Source organism: Trichocoleus sp. DQ-A1 (assembly GCF_039961955.1).
In the GTDB taxonomy this organism is placed as follows: Bacteria; Cyanobacteriota; Cyanobacteriia; order Cyanobacteriales; family FACHB-T130; genus FACHB-T130.
On the sequence record NZ_JAMPKE010000016.1, the window covers coordinates 99124 to 117636 of the forward strand.

At 47.3% G+C, this 18513-nt stretch carries 15 protein-coding genes; 9 read left to right on the plus strand and 6 right to left on the minus strand.

Features of this window, described 5'->3' with window-relative positions:
• The first annotated feature begins 26 nt into the window (after window positions 1-26).
• Complete coding sequence (locus NDI33_RS16630) at window positions 27-776, plus strand: rhomboid family intramembrane serine protease (protein ID WP_190672724.1); 750 nt, start codon at window positions 27-29, stop codon at window positions 774-776.
• Between the two features lie 332 nt (window positions 777-1108).
• On the opposite strand, the gene NDI33_RS16635 is transcribed toward NDI33_RS16630, so the two are convergent.
• Window positions 1109-3544: a bifunctional serine/threonine-protein kinase/ABC transporter substrate-binding protein gene (locus NDI33_RS16635; protein WP_190672727.1), complete on the minus strand. Its 2436-nt coding sequence runs from the start codon at window positions 3542-3544 to the stop codon at window positions 1109-1111.
• A 67-nt stretch (window positions 3545-3611) separates the two neighbouring features.
• Window positions 3612-4925 (minus strand): NB-ARC domain-containing protein, encoded by a 1314-nt coding sequence (locus tag NDI33_RS16640; RefSeq protein WP_190672730.1) that lies wholly within the window; start codon window positions 4923-4925, stop codon window positions 3612-3614.
• A gap of 214 nt (window positions 4926-5139) precedes the next feature.
• Here NDI33_RS16640 and NDI33_RS16645 point away from each other — a divergent pair, with 214 nt between their 5' ends.
• From NDI33_RS16645 to NDI33_RS16665, 5 genes are all read left to right on the plus strand, one after another.
• Window positions 5140-5577 (plus strand): late competence development ComFB family protein, encoded by a 438-nt coding sequence (locus NDI33_RS16645; protein ID WP_190672733.1) that lies wholly within the window; start codon window positions 5140-5142, stop codon window positions 5575-5577.
• 32 nt (window positions 5578-5609) lie between these two features.
• On the plus strand, window positions 5610-5870 hold the full coding sequence (locus tag NDI33_RS16650; RefSeq protein WP_190413130.1) for a MoaD/ThiS family protein: 261 nt from the start codon (window positions 5610-5612) through the stop codon (window positions 5868-5870).
• 245 nt (window positions 5871-6115) lie between these two features.
• Entirely contained in the window at window positions 6116-7408 is a 1293-nt protein-coding gene (gene thrC / locus NDI33_RS16655; RefSeq protein WP_190413131.1) for a threonine synthase, read from the plus strand.
• Window positions 7409-7511: 103 nt separating this feature from the next.
• A complete protein-coding gene (locus NDI33_RS16660; protein WP_190533320.1) occupies window positions 7512-7787 on the plus strand; it encodes a MoaD/ThiS family protein in 276 nt (91 codons plus the stop codon).
• Between the two features lie 112 nt (window positions 7788-7899).
• The gene (locus NDI33_RS16665; protein ID WP_190672737.1) at window positions 7900-8655 is read left to right on the plus strand and encodes a DUF2996 domain-containing protein; all 756 of its coding nucleotides are present in this window, start codon (window positions 7900-7902) and stop codon (window positions 8653-8655) included.
• A 55-nt stretch (window positions 8656-8710) separates the two neighbouring features.
• Here NDI33_RS16665 and NDI33_RS16670 read toward each other — a convergent pair whose 3' ends face one another.
• Window positions 8711-9187: an NINE protein gene (locus NDI33_RS16670; RefSeq protein WP_190413137.1), complete on the minus strand. Its 477-nt coding sequence runs from the start codon at window positions 9185-9187 to the stop codon at window positions 8711-8713.
• A 233-nt stretch (window positions 9188-9420) separates the two neighbouring features.
• Between NDI33_RS16670 and acsF the strand changes: the two genes are divergently transcribed.
• The 3 genes from acsF (at window position 9421) to NDI33_RS16685 (ending at window position 13689) form a co-directional block, all read left to right on the plus strand.
• Entirely contained in the window at window positions 9421-10497 is a 1077-nt protein-coding gene (acsF, locus tag NDI33_RS16675; RefSeq protein WP_190413139.1) for a magnesium-protoporphyrin IX monomethyl ester (oxidative) cyclase, read from the plus strand.
• A gap of 102 nt (window positions 10498-10599) precedes the next feature.
• Entirely contained in the window at window positions 10600-11394 is a 795-nt protein-coding gene (locus NDI33_RS16680; protein ID WP_242033007.1) for a hypothetical protein, read from the plus strand.
• Window positions 11395-11493: 99 nt separating this feature from the next.
• Window positions 11494-13689, plus strand: coding sequence for an ATP-binding protein (locus NDI33_RS16685; RefSeq protein ID WP_190672740.1), 2196 nt, complete (start codon window positions 11494-11496; stop codon window positions 13687-13689).
• A 144-nt stretch (window positions 13690-13833) separates the two neighbouring features.
• On the opposite strand, the gene NDI33_RS16690 is transcribed toward NDI33_RS16685, so the two are convergent.
• The 3 genes from NDI33_RS16690 to NDI33_RS16700 all read right to left on the minus strand — a co-directional run bounded on the left by NDI33_RS16690 (window position 13834) and on the right by NDI33_RS16700 (window position 18355).
• A complete protein-coding gene (locus NDI33_RS16690) occupies window positions 13834-15435 on the minus strand; it encodes an NAD(P)H-quinone oxidoreductase subunit 4 (RefSeq protein ID WP_190427834.1) in 1602 nt (533 codons plus the stop codon).
• Window positions 15436-15578: 143 nt separating this feature from the next.
• On the minus strand, window positions 15579-17651 hold the full coding sequence (locus NDI33_RS16695; RefSeq protein ID WP_190427835.1) for an NAD(P)H-quinone oxidoreductase subunit 5: 2073 nt from the start codon (window positions 17649-17651) through the stop codon (window positions 15579-15581).
• 362 nt (window positions 17652-18013) lie between these two features.
• Window positions 18014-18355 carry a thioredoxin domain-containing protein gene (locus NDI33_RS16700; protein WP_190413147.1) on the minus strand — a complete coding sequence of 114 codons (342 nt, stop codon included), beginning with the start codon at window positions 18353-18355 and terminating at the stop codon, window positions 18014-18016.
• Window positions 18356-18513 lie beyond the last annotated feature (158 nt).

Here is an 18513-nt window from a genome sequence, read left to right on the forward strand (position 1 = left end):
TCCAAAATCTAAAATCTAAAACCTTCATGATTCCTATTGCTGATAACATCCCCAGTCGCAGCAAACCGATTGTTAATTACGCCCTGATCGGAATCAATGTTGCTTTATTTCTGTGGGAGCTAAAACTAGAGCTTGCAGGTAAGCTGAGCGCTTTTATCCAACACTGGGGTATCGTTCCTGCCCGAATCAGTGCTGTGATTTCAGATACCCTCAGTGGGGAAAATCCAGCGGCGTGGGTTGCCTTGCTGATGTTGTCCAGTTCCCTGTTCTGGGCGATGTTTCTCCACAGCAGCTTTGGTCAAATTTTAGGAAATCTCCTATTCTTATTTGTTTTTGGAAAGAGTGTAGAGAATCTTCTCGGACATCGGCGGTTTCTGCTACTTTACTTGCTGGGCGGCATTTTGACGGGCATCGTACAAGTTTGGTTGGACTCTACTTTGACGATGCCCTTAATTGGAGCAAATGGCGCGATCGCATCTGTCCTCGGAGCCTATTTTCTGAGTTTTCCCCAGGCAAAAATTGATACCATTTTGCCCCTAGTAATTGTGTTTATCCCTATTGAATTGCCAGCTTTGTTTTATCTATTCTGGTGGTTTATTCAGCAGATGTTTTATGGAATCGGTAGCTTAAATATTTCCGGTGGCGTCAATCCCGTGGGCATTGGGTATTGGGCACATGGTGTAGGGTTAGCAATTGGTGCCATTCTCGTGTTGCTGTTAAAAAGAAGTATCGATAAAAAACGAACCCCTGAGGCGCAGAGAACTCATAAGAATTAGAGGACAGAAGCTGTTAGAGCTGATTTATATAGCGAACCTAATTCAGTTGAGAGAAACAACCATAGGTAAAAAGTTTGGAAAGTTAAAGGTTTGACGATGAATGACGAACTCAAATAGAGACTTAATGACATTCAACGATATACACAAGTGGTAATACTCTCGAATGGTCGATATCCTCTAACTCGCCGATTATCAGTAATTGTTAAACAAAACGAACAAATTGAATAACTCAGGGGAAGCTTACGCCAAGTTACTGCTAACAGACTGGTATCAAAAACTGGTTCAAAAGGCTGGATTTGTTAGAATCCGCTAGAGCATTCGGATAAGTACGATTAGTTTTTGCAACCGCGCTCTATTTCCTTAAGTTTATCTGGGGGATAGTCTACAGGTACAAACTTAAAACCATAAAGCGAGCAGTTAGACGGCACGACTTTGACCAATGTAAAGATCGGCTCATTGGGATCTCCACCGCGAAAACTAATTATCCCCATTGCACCATTGGCTCGAAAGTCGGGAGCCGATAAAACCAGCCGCACGTCAGAACGATTCGGTTGAGGTTTTTTCGCTAAAGCCGTTATTAACGCACGAGTTGCATCATAAGTCGTAGCGGTCAGCCCACTCACTTCCGCTTTCCATAACTGCTTAGATTCTTTGGGAAACGTTGGATTGGGGCTGCTCAAGGAATGCCAAGGGACTGTTACTACTAGGCGACCGACTACATATTTAGGGTCGATTTGTAGAATCTCAGAACTGTAAACAGCCCATGCTCCCACCATCGGATAACGACCCTGATTTGCCTTAATCACCGCTAAGACATTCTGAAAGGAAAAAGGACAGGTCTGACCATCCGGAAGAAAGACAAGCGTAGTCGCGCCTTTTGCTTGTGATTGGTTAATCGCCTCAACAGCATTGAAGTCCTTTTTGCACAGTTCAAAATCTGCTCTTACCCGTCCTCTACTTGCGGGGAAGCTAACGTGAAATTGATCTCGGATAGATTTGCTGTAATTACTCGTGCCAGAGTAAAAGACTGCGGCTGTCCGCTGATTGGCTTGGATCATGTAGCTAGCCAAAGCCTGGGCATTCACGCGATTACTGGGTACAGTGCGAAAGAAAACGTGTTCGCTCTTTTGGCTCCACTCAGAGAGGTCTTCCGAGGTGCTACCTGGAGAAATTAATACCAACCCGTGCTGTTGATAAATTGCGATCGCTCCCAGTGTCACTTCGCTGGCATAGTGACCGATGACCGCTAAAATGTCCTTTTTTAACACGAATGACTCAGCGATTTGTTTAGCTTTGACAGGATTATTGGCATCATCTGCGATTACTACTTTCAGCCCTTTACCACTAATCCTTTGACCTTGATTGATTTCATTTTGGGCTTGGGCAGCTCCTCGCAGAATTTCTAGCGCTCTGTTTGGATTGTTGGTTATTGGAGCGGCAACAGCAATCGTGTATGCCTTTTCCTTTCTATCCATCAATCGGGCATTATTCAGATAAATCAAAATTTCTGGATCGCTTGGCTGTTCGCTCCGTGCCTTCTCTAATAAACCAACAGCCTCAGCATATTGACCTCTGGCAAATTTTTGCACGCCTTTTTGCTTGAGAGCGCCTTTCAAGCTGGGAACTAAAACTTCTTCTCCACAACTGACATTGTCTGCAAGATTGGAATCACAAGCCTTCGGCGGTTTTACGAGCGCATAAATAATTATTCCGAGTCCTGTCAAGAGAATTGCACTCATGACCCAAATGAGTACAAGCCTTAAATTGCCTGAGTTGATAATCCTAGTAATTTCCGCGTCCGAACAATTGCCTCCAGGAAGCAAAGTAAGCGTGTCGTCGGAAGATCGTGTCCGCCAATGATGGTTAATTTGCGTCTCAATTTCCTCTAAACGTTGCACAATTTCTTGGGCATTTTCAGGTCGATTCCCTGCGAAAGGAGCCATCAGGTCATTAATTAAAGTTGCCAACTCTAGTGAAAGCTGTGGGGCACTGTTTCGCCAATTCAACTGACCTGTTTGGGGGTTTTCAGGAAGATCATGGGGATGTATGCCTGTCAGCAAATGAACGAAGGTGCGTCCCAAAGCATAGAAATCAGATTTGGAAACAGCTCTACCATCGGCTTGTTCTGGGGGTGTATAGCCGTGGGAAATTATTGCTGTGCCATCTCTTCCGGCTAATTTATGCAAGTAGGTTTCCGTAGCTTCCCGGACTGCACCAAAATCAATCAACACCAGTTGATTATCAGGTCGCAGCATAATGTTAGACGGCTTAATATCCCGGTGAAAATAGTTGCTTTGATGAACTTGCTGTAAGATTTCTGCCAGTTGTTTCAACCAAGCGATCGCTTGCTTTTGGCTGATGGGTTGATGGTTCCGGCTGCTCAACCATTCTTTTAAGTTGATCCCCTCAATTTTCTCCATCACCAAGCAGTGCAAGGGCTTTTCGCTCTTTAGATGACATAACTGGAAGTATCCATCTGCCTCTACTTTGGGAATCCCTTGATGATTCAACTTCTTTAGAACTTCGGCTTCCCGCTGGAATAGGCAGATTGCCTTCTCATAATCAGTAAGCAAAATTTTTAGGACTTTTTTTATACCTTCCCGACGCACGTCCTCCACCTCAAAGGTTTGACCAAAGCCTCCTTTGCCCAAACGTTGGATGACCCGATAGCGCCCTTCTACTAAACTTTCAGAGCCACAGTCAGGACAAGTGCTTTGATTACCAGGTTCGTTGAAATTGCGGCAGTTAGGATTGATGCAATAACTCACGGCAAACACACTATCCCGATTTGAGTGGGAATGTTATAGAATTATAACTTCCTCTCGGAAAATAACTTTATTGTTCAACCGTTCGCTTAGCAATTTTTCTTTTAACATACCTTCTCACAACTGGCTGAAGCGTATAAATAACTTCATTCCCTTCGATTTGCTTTTCTATCAGCGAACGACGTTCTAATGCTTGAATCGCTTCCATAATTTCAGAAGTTGAAACCGTTAGATTGATTTCTTCTTTTAATTTAAAGATAGAGCTGGGGTTGAGATTAGCCGCTAACTTAAACATAATTTCTTTTTGAAAATTTGATAGCCGTTGCCAGGAAGTATCTAAAATTAGATGAATATCGCCTAAAAATATTGTTTCTAGCTTTAAGAAATCAGAAACTTTACCAGCAAATGAGTCTTTTATATAACTGGCAATAATATTTAAGATTAAGGGATTCCCTCGATAGATTTGAAAAAGGCTTTTCCAGTGGTTCTCGTCTGACAAACCTTTGGCTCTAAATATTTGCCAAGCGTCTGTATCATTGAGATCGGACAGCAGTAAGGAACGAACGCTTGGAGTTTCTCCCTGGATTAATGCAATTTCATTCGGTTGCTCTCGACCGATTAGCATTAAGCAGCTGTTGTGGCGCTCTCTTCCCACTCGTCTGAATAGTTCGCCATAGCCTTCATATCCTTCTCGATAATACCCAGTTGCTTGACCAGCACCTAGAATCGTTTCGACTTCATCCAAAACTATTAGACAGCGATGGGAACCTGTGGAAGGGTTCGTTCCTTTGGGAGATCGCAAAGACTCAATTAGCTGGGAGATTCGGCGACCAATATCTTTTGGTAAATCGGTTGATTGCTGGTTGGAAAGGAGTCGGAGCAAGTCTGCGATCAGGTCTTCGACTGATGGGGCAGAACGGAGCGATCGCCAGATGAAATAATCAAACTCATTCTGAATTTGCTCGGCTAGCATCACGGATAGCGCTGTTTTACCAATTCCCCCCATGCCGAACAGCGTTACTAGGTGGCAACTATCAGCGACAATCCATTTCTCAAGCACAGCGAGTTCTTCTGTGCGCCCATAGAAACCAGAGACATCAGGCGCTTCACCCCAATCGAGTATAGGCATTTCACGCGCTTCTGCTTCTTCAACGGCACCTGAATCAACAATTTCCCTCCAGTTGCCGATCCCGACAGCTTGGCAAATATTAATAAAGGTCTCTTGGTGAATAGGTTTTTTCTGCCAAAACCGTTTCAAGGTTGCCTGGGTCGTTAGGGCAGCCTGCCACCAAGAAACGGTCATTGTTTTTGTCCAACCTTTCCTTTTTCGGGCTTTATCAACGCTTTCTAGTCCCCGTGCAGATGCTCTGAGAGACCCCGCCATAGTTAAGCTCTTTACCACAATTCTCGCTTATTCTGGCTCACCTTTCGGTGTAGCGATCGCAGCCGTACCCTGAAAACTGAGCCAAAGGGTGAGCAAAAAAGTGAGCCGTCAAGCGAAAGCGTCTTTGGCAATCTAAGAGGATAACGCGCTAGATCGCCTTCTTCAACGTCTGTCCTTCTTTACAGAGATCGCCAGCTCAGTCTTTAAGAAGATTATGCAACCGAATCAAGTTCTAACCTACTGCAATGTCATGGAACTGTTAGTTGCTCAGGAAGTACACCGACAACTCCAGCAGTTACCGCCAAAGTTGGTCAACTATATCAATCCAGCCCATGCGATCGCTTACGCCCTGAATCGTCTGCCAGCCCTGTATGCGACCAGTCCCAGAGGATGGTATCTACAGCAGCAACGGGCTAAAGCTAAGTTAGCACCTCAGATTATCGTGGCGGTGGGTCAAGCATTGGCGGCTGTGCAACAAGATTCCTTGAACGTGGTAAATTCCCTTCCTTGTGCAGAAAACGCCGAGAACCTCGAAGAGAGTGCATCTGATGCAGATGTTGAAGATGCCAAAAGCCCCGTCTCCCTTTCTTGGGTGCGATCGCTTTTTGGATTAGGGGGCATTCATAAAGCGGATAGTCAGCGATCGCGCTAATCTAATGCCAGCCACCTCTAGCATCAGTTCCTATGTCCACTGAAGCGATCGCGATTACCGTCAAATTATTCGCTGCCTATCAAGAAGCCTATGGCGTTTCGGAACTGGTGCTGAAAATCCCTCCAAATACAGATGTTTCAGCGATATTAGATAAATTTGCTTCCGAACATCCAGAACTTGACAAATGGCGTCAAGTTACTCGCTTTGGCGTTAATTTTCAATTCGTCGAGCCAGACACGATTCTGCATGATGGGGATGAAGTCGTGCTGATTCCCCCTGTTAGCGGTGGCTAGGAAAGACAAAAGTTAAACGCCAGAAATTCGGTTTTTTCATCCCAAATCCGCTTCAATTCCCTCTTTTTCCTAAATTAGCGACCGCAAGCTTGGAATATAATCGCCCCAGTCTTCAGACTGAGGGCTAAATTTTGTATCATAGACAACATTTAATCCCGACTAAAAGAGTCGGATATATTTGACGGGTATTTTTGCCTGTGTTAGTATCAACCGAGCGATGACGGACGATTAGAGTGTAAATACCCATGACCCAGGCAACCCAGTCAACAACGGCAACCTTTACGGCACTGAAGTGTAAAGAATGCGGCACCGAATACGAACTTAAGGCAACTCATGTCTGTGAGTTTTGTTTTGGCCCTCTGGAAGTAACCTACGATTACGATGTTTTGCGCCGCACCGTCACTCGTGAAAGCATTCAGGCAGGGCCTAACTCAATTTGGCGCTATCGTTCCTTCTTACCCGTCGCCACAGAAAAGCCGATTGACGTGGGAACTGGCATGACCCCCTTGGTAAAAGCCAATCGCTTAGCTCGCCGTCTGGGTATTAAAAATCTTTATATTAAAAACGATGCCGTCAATATGCCCACCCTGAGCTTTAAAGATCGGGTGGTGTCGGTCGCTTTAACAAGAGCGCAGGAATTAGGATTTACGACAGTATCCTGCGCCAGTACGGGTAATTTAGCGAATTCTACAGCAGCGATCGCTGCCTACGCTGGTTTAGATTGCTGCGTCTTCATCCCCGCCGACCTGGAAGCCGGTAAAGTTCTAGGTACACTCATTTACGGTCCCACCGTCATGGCAGTTCAGGGCAACTACGACCAAGTGAACCGCCTCTGCTGCGAAGTTGCTAATACCCAAGGGTGGGGATTTGTCAACATTAACCTCCGTCCCTACTACTCGGAAGGTTCCAAAACCCTCGGCTACGAAGTAGCCGAACAGTTAGGTTGGAAACTACCGGATCATATCGTCGCTCCTTTGGCATCTGGCTCTCTGTTCACCAAAATCTACAAAGGATTCCAAGAATTTATCAACGTTGGGCTGGTCGCTGATAAGAGCGTCCGTTTCAGCGGTGCCCAAGCTGAAGGTTGTTCTCCCATTGCCCAAGCTCATCGGGAAGGGCGCGACTTCGTAACCCCCGTGAAGCCGAATACAATTGCCAAATCAATTGCGATTGGCAACCCCGCGGACGGGGTTTATGCTCTGGAAGTCGCGAAGAAAACCGGCGGTAACATTGAATCAGTTAACGATACTGAAATCGTTGAAGGCATCAAGCTGTTAGCTGAAACCGAAGGCATCTTTACCGAAACCGCTGGTGGCACCACCATCGCCGTGCTGAAAAAATTGGTAGAAGCGGGTAAAATTGATCCCGAAGAAACGACCGTTGTTTACATTACCGGCAACGGGCTGAAAACCCAAGAAGCGGTGCAAGGATACATCGGGGAACCCCTGACAATTGAGGCGAAGCTGGACAGTTTCGAGCGGGCATTAGAGCGCTCTCGGACACTCGAACGCCTCGACTGGCAGCAAGTTCTGGTTTAATAACCGCTACCAGCTTTTTGTGATGAGTCATTAGTCCCTCCGGGGTTGCTAATGACTCATCGCTCGTGACTACGCATGAATGACTACTGAATAATCTTTAACTATGACAGTCAAAGTTCTCGTTCCGACTCCTCTCCAGAAGCTTACAAACAATCAAGCCACCATTGAAGGCAGCGGCAGTACGATTGGTGAACTGCTCGAATCCTTAGAGCAAAGCTATCCTGGCATCAAAGTGCGTTTGTGCGATGAAAAGGGCGAACCCCGCAGATTTGTGAATTTCTACGTCAACAGCGAAGACATCCGCTTTTTGCATGGAACTCAGACACCGCTGAGCGAAGGTGATGAGGTAAGCATTGTGGCAGCGCAGGCGGGAGGCTGATTCCAAGATAGGATGAGCAGTAAAGGATTTCAATCTCGAATCGGGATTGTAAATCCTACCTTCATCCATGCTGCATACATTCAAAAAAATCACCAACTTGCGGATAAGTCCAATGGCAGAAGAAACCAATCACAATGACGCCGGAGAGGTGGCTCCTAGCACTGTTGACAAGCAGGCTCCCAGTGTTTCTGAAGAAAATGCTCCCAGTACGGATTCTGACGTAGCAACCGACATTCCTACAGCAAACGCACCCGCTCCAGAAGCTGTGAATCCGGAGGTGAATCCGAATGCGGCTGGAGAAAAATCTTCGACAGAGGCATCAACCCCAGATGACTCGGCTCAGGTTCAACCAGATGTTAAAAAAACCGCTCAAGCATCTAAAGAGGATAAACCAACGGGTGCCAAAGCTGCTAAAGCAGATAAGCCAGCAGGTGCCAAAGCTGCTAAAAAGGACGAGTCGCCAGAAGGGGATAAGCCAGCTGCTAAAGCGGCTAAAAAAGAGAAGGCACCTGCGGTAGAAGACAAGCCTTTTGTTGAGTTTATTCAACAAGACTATTTACCAGCTTTGAAAACAGCACTTGAAAAAAAGGGCGTCCAAAATTTAGAGCTGAAATTTGACAAGAAACCGCTTCAAGAAATCTCAGAATGCTGGCAAGTCAACGGGAGCTGGCAAGGGGGAAAGCGGAACTTTAACCTTTATTTTCCCGAAGAAGACATCCAAAAACAAAGAGCTTTTTCCTGTTTTGAAGGCTCTAAACCCAGTATCATTGAGCCTTTTTTGTGCGATGAGCGCAAGATCACGCTGGATTTAATGGTGTTTGGCGTGACGCAGCGGTTGAATGCTCAAAAGTGGCTGGAAAGAAATTAGTCGGGAAAGGTGAATTTCATTAGTCATTGGATAATTACTAATGACTAATGAGCCATTACAACTCGATAAATTCATAAATGACAACGCCAGTTTCTGGGTGATTGTCAACCATGACGTAGCCACTTTTGAGCATTTCTTTCAAAGTGGCTTCTGCCTTGGCAAAGCTTACACCTGTATCCATCACCGCTTGGGTAACGGAAAGTTTGCCACCTCTAGCAGCAGCGGCTTTCACAAGTTTAACCATTAGTTGATCGCGGGTAAGCTCTTGTTTGGTAAGCGCGATCGCAGGTGGCGATAGAGGTACGCCCGTAGAGGATACTCCCAAGCGGTCTTGCAGCTTGGCGTTATGTTCTTCCACCATGCCGGGAATCAGGAATAAATCCACGAACTGCCCGACCCCAAACAAACCCCACGTAAACAGCCACAGCAGCCCCGTGCCAATCTTGCCATTGTATAGGCGATGCATCCCCGCTATTGGTGGGGACAAAAAACAGGCTAGCCAAAGAACATAGGCAGTCGAGACGTTCTTCATAAGATTCCTAGCGCTTCAGATGTCCAACTTCAATCATAGGATTTTGTTCTTCACTCTTGCACCTAGGAATTGAGCAACAAGAACTTTGAAGATGTCACAAAACTTGACAGCGTGTAGTAAGTCTTAACGTAGCAAGTGCGATCGCTCTCGTGTAGATTGGTAGACTGGAACGCAAGCCTTTGAGTGAAAGCGACGGAATCATAATAATAAGAGAAACAAGAGAGACAAAGAATATGGTGGATTCCCTCAAAAAACCCAGCTTTGAAGAATTAAGACCAGGGGTGAAAGTACCTGCGAAAGAAACCCTACTGACGCCCCGGTTCTACACCACCGACTTTGATGAAATGGCGAAGATGGATCTGTCGCCAAATGAAGATGAACTCAAGGCGCTGATGGAAGAGTTCCGCGCTGACTACAACCGTCACCACTTCGTGCGGGATGCCGAGTTTGACCAATCCTGGGATCATATTGATGGGGAGACGCGCCAGTTATTTATTGAATTTCTAGAGCGTTCCTGCACAGCAGAATTCTCTGGATTCCTACTCTACAAAGAACTCGGACGCCGATTGAAGGACAAAAACCCGCTTCTGGCAGAAGGCTTTAACTTGATGTCGCGGGATGAAGCTCGTCATGCTGGCTTCCTGAATAAGGCAATGTCAGACTTCAATATGTCACTAGATTTGGGATTTCTGACCAAGAATCACAAATACACCTTCTTTAAGCCGAAATTCATCTTCTACGCGACTTATCTGTCCGAGAAGATTGGTTACTGGCGGTATATCACCATTTACCGGCACCTAGAAGCCCATCCCGAAAACCGAGTTTATCCAATCTTCCGCTTCTTTGAAAACTGGTGCCAGGATGAAAACCGGCACGGAGACTTCTTCGATGCCGTAATGAGAGCGCAACCCCAATTCTTGAATGATTGGAAAGCAAAGCTGTGGTGTCGCTTCTTCCTGCTGTCAGTGTTTGCGACGATGTATCTCAACGACATCCAGCGTTCCAAATTCTATGCCACACTCGGTCTGGATGCACGGGAATATGACATTCACGTGATTCAGAAGACCAACGAAACCGCAGGACGGGTGTTCCCAGTGATTCTGGATGTAGAGAAGCCAGAATTTTACGAGCGCCTAGAAGTGTGCATCAAAAATAATGAGAAGCTGGGTGCGATCGCAACCTCCAACACCCCCAAATTCCTGCAATTGTTCCAGAAGCTACCCCTTTATGCTTCTAACGCTTGGCAGCTGCTGCGCCTGTACCTAATCAAGCCGATTGATATGACTGCCGTGCAAGGTAAAGCCCGCTAATTTTGAGCATCTTCCCTCAACTAAAGTGGTTCTGCACTAAGCAGAGCCACTTTTTTTATCCTTATCAAAATTCCTCATAAATATAGAACTGACGCAACCCCCATGACGAAGACCTTTAGCATCTCGCGCCTCAGCCCGCTAGACGCACAGACGCTAACTTGCCTTTCTTTGCGCCTTTGCGCCTTTGCGCGAAACTCTATCCTGTTCGCAATCGGCACTTCTCTGATTTTGGGGATCTCGCCTACCCAGGCTCAAACCCAGACTCAAACCCAGCCGCCAGGAACGTCCAAGCCAGAGGCAAGCGAGTTAGATTTAAGTCCAGAAATGATTGAAAATAGCCCGGTTTTGCAGCGTTGGCGGCGAGACGTGCCGAATGTGCTAGAAGAAATTCGCAATGATCCCAGCTTTCGGACTAGGGTGCGCCTCGGTTACTCCCAGTTTCCTTCATCTGGGCAAGCCGGGGGAGTCAATATTGGTGTGGAGGATGTTTTTATGGGTCGCACCGGCTTAACCGTCAGTGGGGATTATCACACTGCGTTCAAGGGTCAGCGCGAGGCTTATGGAGCAGATTTACGGTACTACGTACTTCCTTTGGGTGGCTACGTTAATATCGCGCCCCTGGTGGGCTATCGACATTTGGAAACTGACCGATACTCAACAGATGGCTTACATGTGGGTGCGAAGCTGATATTCGTTTTATCTCGCACTGGTGCAGCCGATATCTCCTTAACTCAGAGTTGGGTTGCTCCAGCAACGAATGAAGAAGTCGGAATTACAAAGCTTTCCGTCGGCTATGCCTTTACCCGCAACCTGCGCTTATCGACAGACATTGAGAAGCAAAATGCAAGACAACGCAAAGATAGTCGGGTTGGCGTCGTACTAGAGTGGATGCCTTAAATTAAATGTTTAGATAATTGAATATTGCAATGTTTAGGGCATTTCACCCTAAAAACCTCTAAATTTGAATGCCATTACAAAAAGAGCCTTTGCCGACCTATGAACGCCTCAGACAATTTAGAGCTGTTTGGGCTATTTTTGCAACATACACCCACTGCCGTAGCGATGTGCGATCGCCAGATGCGTTACTTGCTCGCTTCTCGTCAGTGGCTAATCGATTACGGGCTGGATGAGCAAAATCTGATTGGGCGATCGCATTACGAAGTTTTTCCTCACCTTCCCGACCAATGGCGGCACAAGGCTGAGCTAGTTTTATCTGGGGCGAGTTCAGGGGAGTTTCAGGAAAGTAGCTTTGTTTGCCCTGACGGTTCCTCGGTGCCGATAAAGTGGAGCCTGCATCCTTGGAAGCACCCAAGCGGGGAAAGGGGTGGATTGATCCTGTCGGCAGAGATGATCCAGAGTGAGGACTTTTTCCATTCCATCTACGAGGGCGTGGAAAACGCCATCTTTGTTTTAGATGTGGACGCACAAGGGGTTTTTCGCTACCTTAGCTGGAATCGACCGATAGCGATGGTTACTGGCATCAGTAGTGCCCAAGCGATGGGCAAAACTCCCCATGAACTATTTGGTTTAGAGTTAGGTAATTCCTTGCATGAGAGATATACAAAATGTCTCGTCGCAGGGGAATGTACTTTTTACGAGGATTGCATTCCCTTGCAGGGTGTAGACACTTATTGGCTAACGACTTTAACTCCACTGCGGGATGCTGCGGGTCGCATCTATCGAATTATCGGCACCGGAAGTAATATCAGCGCTCTCAAGCAGGTGGAAGAAGCGTTGCGGCAATCAGAAGCTCGGTTCCGAGAACTCGCGCAGCGAGAAGAACTACTCAATCGTCTTGCTAGTCAAATTCGCAGTTCGCTGGATCTCAATACCATCTTGGAAACAGCCGTGCAGGAAATCCGCAGGCTGCTGCAAATTGAGCAGTGCCTTTTCATGTGGTATCGTCCCAATGGTGAATCGGCAAGTTGGGAGATATTGCATGAAGCGAAGGTAGACAATTTGCCTAGCTTTCTGGGTTGCTATCCAGAGGAACCGACCAGTTTTCAAGTAATACAACTCTTAAACCGAGAAATCATCCATTTGGATAATATTGAAGCGTTAACCGACCCCAATTCACGGCAGTTCTTCCAATCGCTGGGGTACGTTTCTATACTAAATTTTCCGATAATGACTCGCACGGGCGAACTTGGTGTAGTTGCCTGCGGTCAATTTAGCAGTCCTCGAACTTGGCATGACGATGAAGTGGAACTGCTTTCGGCGGTTTGCGACCAAGTCGCGATCGCGATTAACCAAGCAGAACTTTATACTCAAACTCGTGAAGCCGCAGCGATCGCGCAAGCGCACGCCACCCGGCTCGAAACCACGCTTCAGGAACTCCAACGTACTCAGTCTCAACTGGTTCAAAGTGAAAAAATGTCCAGTTTGGGTCAGTTAGTGGCTGGAGTCGCGCATGAAATCAATAATTCCGTTAACTTCATCTACGGGAATTTAGCTCCGGCGAGCGAATACACGCGAGACATTCTTGGGTTGCTGCAACTATATCAACAGCAATATCCCCATCCAACGCCAGAAATTCAAGACGAAATTGCCGCGATTGACCTAGATTTTCTCATCAAGGACTTGCCTAAATTACTTTCTTCAATGAATGTGGGGGCAGAGCGCATTTGTGAGATTGTGCGTAGCTTACGCAATTTCTCCCGCCTTGACGAAGCCGAGATGAAACTGGTAGATATTCATGAAGGCATCGAAAGTACGCTCCTAATTCTGCAAAACCGCTTCAAATCCAAACCAGATCATCCCCCTATCCAGCTAATCAAAGAATATGGCAACCTACCTAAAGTAGAGTGCTATCCAGGGCAGCTTAACCAAGTATTTATGAATCTTCTCACCAATGCAATTGATGCTTTGGATGAGTCTAACAAAAAGCGATCGCTTGAACAAATCAAAGCCGACGCCAGTATCATTCGGATTCGTACCGACGTGTTGACAAATAACCGAGTCGCAATCAAGATTTCCGACAATGGGCCAGGAATGGCAGAGGAAGTCAGAAAGCGACTTTTCGATCCTTTCTTCACAACTAAGCCTGTCGGTATTGGCACAGGGCTTGGGTTGTCGATTAGCTATCAAATTGTGGTCGAAAAACACGGCGGTCAACTCAAATGTATTTCAGCGCCCGGTCAGGGGGCGCAATTTCTGATAGAAATTCCCCTGCATCCGCCATCACACATTTGATACTATTGCCGATGAATTCGTAATTTTTAACAAAAAGGGCGGATATTTAATTCCGCCCCAAAAAGGATTATTGATTATGAAAATTTAGCAAGCTGAAAACTCAAACATCAAGAAAATTTTTGCGATTTTTCACCTTTGAATTGTCTAGCGATTGCCGATTTCTGGTGCCCGCAACGACAACAGGGGAATATCCGCCTGTGCTTGGGTCGGAACCTGTCGCCCACTCGCCAGCGTCGGAACTGAACCTCGCAGTCGCTCCGTCAGCTGCAAAGTGGTTGCGTCGTAAATTTGAGTCAGGATTTTGGGGTACAAGCCAATGCCAATAATCGGCACCAACAGACAGGCGATGATGAACACCTCTCGTGGTTCCGCATCGATCAAGGCTTCGTGTTCCACTAATTCCTTATTCTCCGGCCCGTAGCAAATTTCTCGCAGCATCGAGAGTAGGTAAATGGGGGTCAGAATCACGCCAACGGCGGCTAGAAAGACCACCACGACCTTGAAAGTGGGGTTATAAGCATCGCTGGTCGCAAAGCCAACAAACACCATGATTTCTGCCACAAATCCGCTCATCCCTGGCAATGCTAATGACGCGAGGGCACAAGTCGTCCACATGGCAAACATCTTTTTCATCCTCAACCCGACGCCGCCCATTTCATCCAGCATCAGGGTGTGGGTGCGGTCATAAGTGGCTCCCACAAGGAAGAACAAGCTTGCCCCAATCAAACCGTGGGAAACCATTTGCAGTACAGCACCGCTCAAACCCAAGTCAGTAAACGTGGCAATTCCAATCAGCACAAATCCCATGTGGGAAATCGAGGAATAAGCGATTTTCCGTTTCAGGTTCCGTTGAGCAAAAGAGGTGAGGGCTGCGTAGATGATGTTGGTAACGCCCAAAATCACCAAAACGGGCGCGAACACGGCATGAGCATCGGGTAGCATCTGGGCATTCATCCGAATCAGAGCATAACCGCCCATTTTCAGAAGAATTCCTGCTAGCAACATATGCACTGGTGCAGTTGCTTCGCCGTGAGCATCTGGTAGCCAAGTATGCAGGGGAATAATCGGCAACTTGACGCCGTAGGCAATCAGAAACCCTGCATAGATCCAGAGTTGGAAAGTTAGGGGGTAATCCTTGGCAGCGATCGCCCTCATATCAAACGTCACGGTATCGCCGTAGAACGCCATCGCCAAGGCGGCTACTAAAATGAACAGCGACCCGCCAGCCGTATAAAGAATGAACTTGGTAGCCGCGTACAAACGCTTCTTACCGCCCCAAATTGCCAGCAGCAGGTACACCGGAATCAGTTCCAGTTCCCACACCAGGAAAAACAACAGCATATCCTGGACCGCAAACACTGCAATCTGACCGCCGTACATCGCCAGGAGCAAAAAGTAAAACAGCTTCGGCTTAAACGTCACGGGCCACGCTGCCAAAGTCGCCAGGGTGGTGATGAAGCCGGTAAGCAATACTAGCGGCATTGACAAGCCATCTACGCCCACCGACCACCTTAGGTCGATTTGGGGTACCCAGGAGTAACTTTCCACCAGTTGCAGACCGGGATTAGAAAAGTCGTACTGAGTATAGAAGGCATAAACCATCACCACGAAATCAATCAGCCCAATAATGAGGGCGTACCAGCGTACCGTCTTACCATCTTTATCGGGTATTAACGGAAGCAACAGGGATGCCGCGATGGGGAACAGGATGATAAAAGTCAGCCAAGGAAAATTAGCTGTATTCATGAGATATCAAATCGTGAGCAATAAGGTTTAGCTGTCAGCTATGAGTAAGTGTACTTAAAAAGGAAAAAGGAAAAAGTTTTCGGCTTTTTCCTTTTATCTTTTGTTGACAGCGGGTAGAAACACGCAGCGAGCGGTTTCTAAATTTAAGTCACACCAAAGACAATCACGCCCACTAGCACCGCCCCAAACACAATCAGGGCATAGAATTGGACGCGACCAGTTTCAAAGTATTTCAGACTTTCACCACTCAACAGCGTCGCTAAGCCGGTGAAGTTGACTGCGCCATCAACCACGCGGAAATCCACTTCCATGACTTGTCGCGCTAAGCGACGGCACCCTTGAACGAAGAGGGTGTCATAGATTTCGTCGAAATACCACTTGTTGAGCGACAGCTTGTAAAAGAAGGGGATTTTAGCAGCGATCGCAGCGGGATCGATCTTGCCTCTCAAGTACATCAGAGAAGCCAGAGTAATTCCAATCAAGGCAATTCCGACCGAATTACCCCCCATGATCAGAAATTCTGTCAAATCAAACTCAGTGGCTTTTTCCAGCACCTCAGTCAGCGGTTCGCCGGGGGCGTGAATGAATTCCTCAAAATAATTGTGGAAAGGCGTCCCAACCAAACCAATCAGCATCGACGGCACCGCCAGAACAATCAGGGGCAGCGTCATCGTCAGCGGCGACTCGTGCGGATACTCGCTATGACCGTGGTCATCATGGCTGTCATGGGCTTTGGAGGATAACTCTCTGGTATCCATCGCCCCAGGGCCAAAAGCGTATTCGACCTGGGGAGATTTAGCAGCCCCCAGTAGTTCCTGCTTGATGCCTGATTCATGCCCTCGGAATTTGCCCTCAAATGTCCGGAAATACATCCGGAACATATAGAAAGCAGTCATTCCAGCCGTCAGCCAGCCGACGAACCACAGCGCCGGATTTGCCCCAAAAGCGCTGCCTAGAATTTCGTCTTTCGACCAGAACCCAGCGAAAGGTGGAATCCCGCTGATCGCGAGCGTTCCAATCAAAAAGGTGAGGGAGGTAATCGGCATATACTTCCGCAGTCCGCCCATCATCCGCATATCCTGAGCCAAGGCGGGATCGTGACCTACGACTGATTCCATGCCGTGAATCACAGAACCAGAACCCAAAAATAGCATCGCCTTGAAGTAGGCGTGTGTCATTAGGTGAAATAGACCGGCAGTATAGGCACCGACGCCCATTGCCATTACCATGTAGCCCAGCTGGGACATGGTGGAATAAGCGAGACCTTTCTTGATGTCGTTTTGGGTAATGGCAATGGTTGCCCCCAAAAATGCAGTAAAGGCACCCGTCCAGGCAATCACGTTCATTGCCACTGGGATGCCTTCAAACACGGGATACATCCGCGCAATTAGGAAGACGCCCGCAGCCACCATCGTTGCCGCGTGAATCAGGGCGCTGATGGGGGTAGGGCCTTCCATCGCATCTGGTAGCCAGACGTGCAACGGGAACTGAGCAGATTTTGCCACTGGTCCCATAAACACTAAGATTGCGAACAGAGCCGCAAGGCCGGTACTTAGGTAGCCTGATGCGACAAATGCTTGCAGGCGATCGCCGATTACGTCAAATTCAAAGCTGCCCGTCGCCCAGTACAGCCCCAGCATCCCTAACAACAGCCCGAAGTCGCCGACGCGGTTGACGACAAAAGCCTTTTGGCAAGCATCGGCTGCTGCCTTGCGGTCATACCAGAATCCGATCAGTAGGTAAGAACACATACCGACCAGTTCCCAGAAAATATAAACCTGTACCAAGTTGGGGCTGACCACCAAACCCAACATGGAGGAACTAAACAGGCTCAGATAGGCATAGAAGCGCACATACCCCGGATCGTGAGCCATGTAGCCATCGGTGTAAATCATCACCAGGAAGGCAACTGTCGTCACGATGACCAGCATCAGGGCCGTCAAGTGGTCAATCGTGTAGCCCATATTCAGGTGAAAATTCCCCGCGGCTGCCCACTCCAGGGTACGGGTGTAGGTAGCATGACCTTGAATTTGACTCCAGAGCAGCGCCAAGGAGAAACCCATCGCCATCCCTAGCAGGGAGACTATAACCACGGCATTTAACTGCCGCAGACTGTTGGTAAATCGATTAATCGAGATTAGTCCCAGACCGACCAGCATCGCCCCAGCTAGCGGCAGGACTGGGATGATCCAGGCATACTGATAGAGCAGTTCCATCACTGACGCCTACTTTATATTTCTTAACTAACTTGGTAAGACCGTTTACATTGTGACACAGACGGTCTCTAAAGTATTTATAACTAACAGTTTAGACAGCCAGAAACTTGTCAGCCAAAAATTAAACCCACCGATAGAGAGAATCGGTGAGTTTAAGAACGGGTAAAACGTTGCATTCAGGTTGAACAGTTACAAGCAGCGAAAAAATTGATCGGGATTTACGCACTGAAAGCTTGAAACCGAGATCCCCCAAACCCCCCTTGAAAACGGGGAACCGGACAATTCCCCACTTTATCGGCGGATGTAAAGGGGATCTCTGCGTCAGTCCTATTTGTCTTGGATAGGAGCAGCTATCTCCAACTTCAGGCAGAATTTGGCAAATAACTTACCATAATTTTTTCTAATGCCATGCGTAAATCATCCCGCCCTTGAAAGCTATCAATGCGGTGAACTACCTTGCCGTTTTCAATCAGAACGATCGTGGGTAGAGTCTGGAGGCGATAAGTATTCGCCAGTTTTAAATTTTGATCGGCATTAATTCCAACTAATTTGACTTGTTCGCCCCATTCGGATTGAACTCTAGTCAGGAGGGGGTTAATTAGCCGACATAATCCACACCAGGGTGCCCAAAAATGAACTAGGACTGGGGTGGAAGATTCTAAAACTTCTTGTGTAAACGTCCGTTCGTTAACAGAAAGCACCATGATCCCTCTAGTTTTATTCGCTTTTACTATTGAAAGTCAGCCAAAAGGAGGAAGTGGAACAATAAACAATGAAGTAAAATCCTTCAGCTTACTCTAGCGCAACTGGTATGCCAGTGCGTATCTACTACGTCTAGGCATCTATGGGGAAGCTAAGGCGG

What these genes read in the sequence shown, in the direction of transcription:
- NDI33_RS16665 (WP_190672737.1), top strand. Translation starts at nt 7,900, where the DNA reads ATGGCAGAAGAAACCAATCACAATGACGCCGGAGAGGTGGCTCCTAGC.
- NDI33_RS16670 (WP_190413137.1), bottom strand. Translation starts at nt 9,187, where the DNA reads ATGAAGAACGTCTCGACTGCCTATGTTCTTTGGCTAGCCTGTTTTTTG.
- NDI33_RS16695 (WP_190427835.1), bottom strand. Translation starts at nt 17,651, where the DNA reads ATGGAACTGCTCTATCAGTATGCCTGGATCATCCCAGTCCTGCCGCTA.
- NDI33_RS16650 (WP_190413130.1), top strand. Translation starts at nt 5,610, where the DNA reads ATGTCCACTGAAGCGATCGCGATTACCGTCAAATTATTCGCTGCCTAT.
- NDI33_RS16700 (WP_190413147.1), bottom strand. Translation starts at nt 18,355, where the DNA reads ATGGTGCTTTCTGTTAACGAACGGACGTTTACACAAGAAGTTTTAGAA.
- NDI33_RS16630 (WP_190672724.1), top strand. Translation starts at nt 27, where the DNA reads ATGATTCCTATTGCTGATAACATCCCCAGTCGCAGCAAACCGATTGTT.
- thrC (WP_190413131.1), top strand. Translation starts at nt 6,116, where the DNA reads ATGACCCAGGCAACCCAGTCAACAACGGCAACCTTTACGGCACTGAAG.
- acsF (WP_190413139.1), top strand. Translation starts at nt 9,421, where the DNA reads ATGGTGGATTCCCTCAAAAAACCCAGCTTTGAAGAATTAAGACCAGGG.
- NDI33_RS16640 (WP_190672730.1), bottom strand. Translation starts at nt 4,925, where the DNA reads ATGGCGGGGTCTCTCAGAGCATCTGCACGGGGACTAGAAAGCGTTGAT.
- NDI33_RS16685 (WP_190672740.1), top strand. Translation starts at nt 11,494, where the DNA reads ATGAACGCCTCAGACAATTTAGAGCTGTTTGGGCTATTTTTGCAACAT.
- NDI33_RS16690 (WP_190427834.1), bottom strand. Translation starts at nt 15,435, where the DNA reads ATGAATACAGCTAATTTTCCTTGGCTGACTTTTATCATCCTGTTCCCC.
- NDI33_RS16680 (WP_242033007.1), top strand. Translation starts at nt 10,600, where the DNA reads ATGACGAAGACCTTTAGCATCTCGCGCCTCAGCCCGCTAGACGCACAG.
- NDI33_RS16660 (WP_190533320.1), top strand. Translation starts at nt 7,512, where the DNA reads ATGACAGTCAAAGTTCTCGTTCCGACTCCTCTCCAGAAGCTTACAAAC.
- NDI33_RS16645 (WP_190672733.1), top strand. Translation starts at nt 5,140, where the DNA reads ATGCAACCGAATCAAGTTCTAACCTACTGCAATGTCATGGAACTGTTA.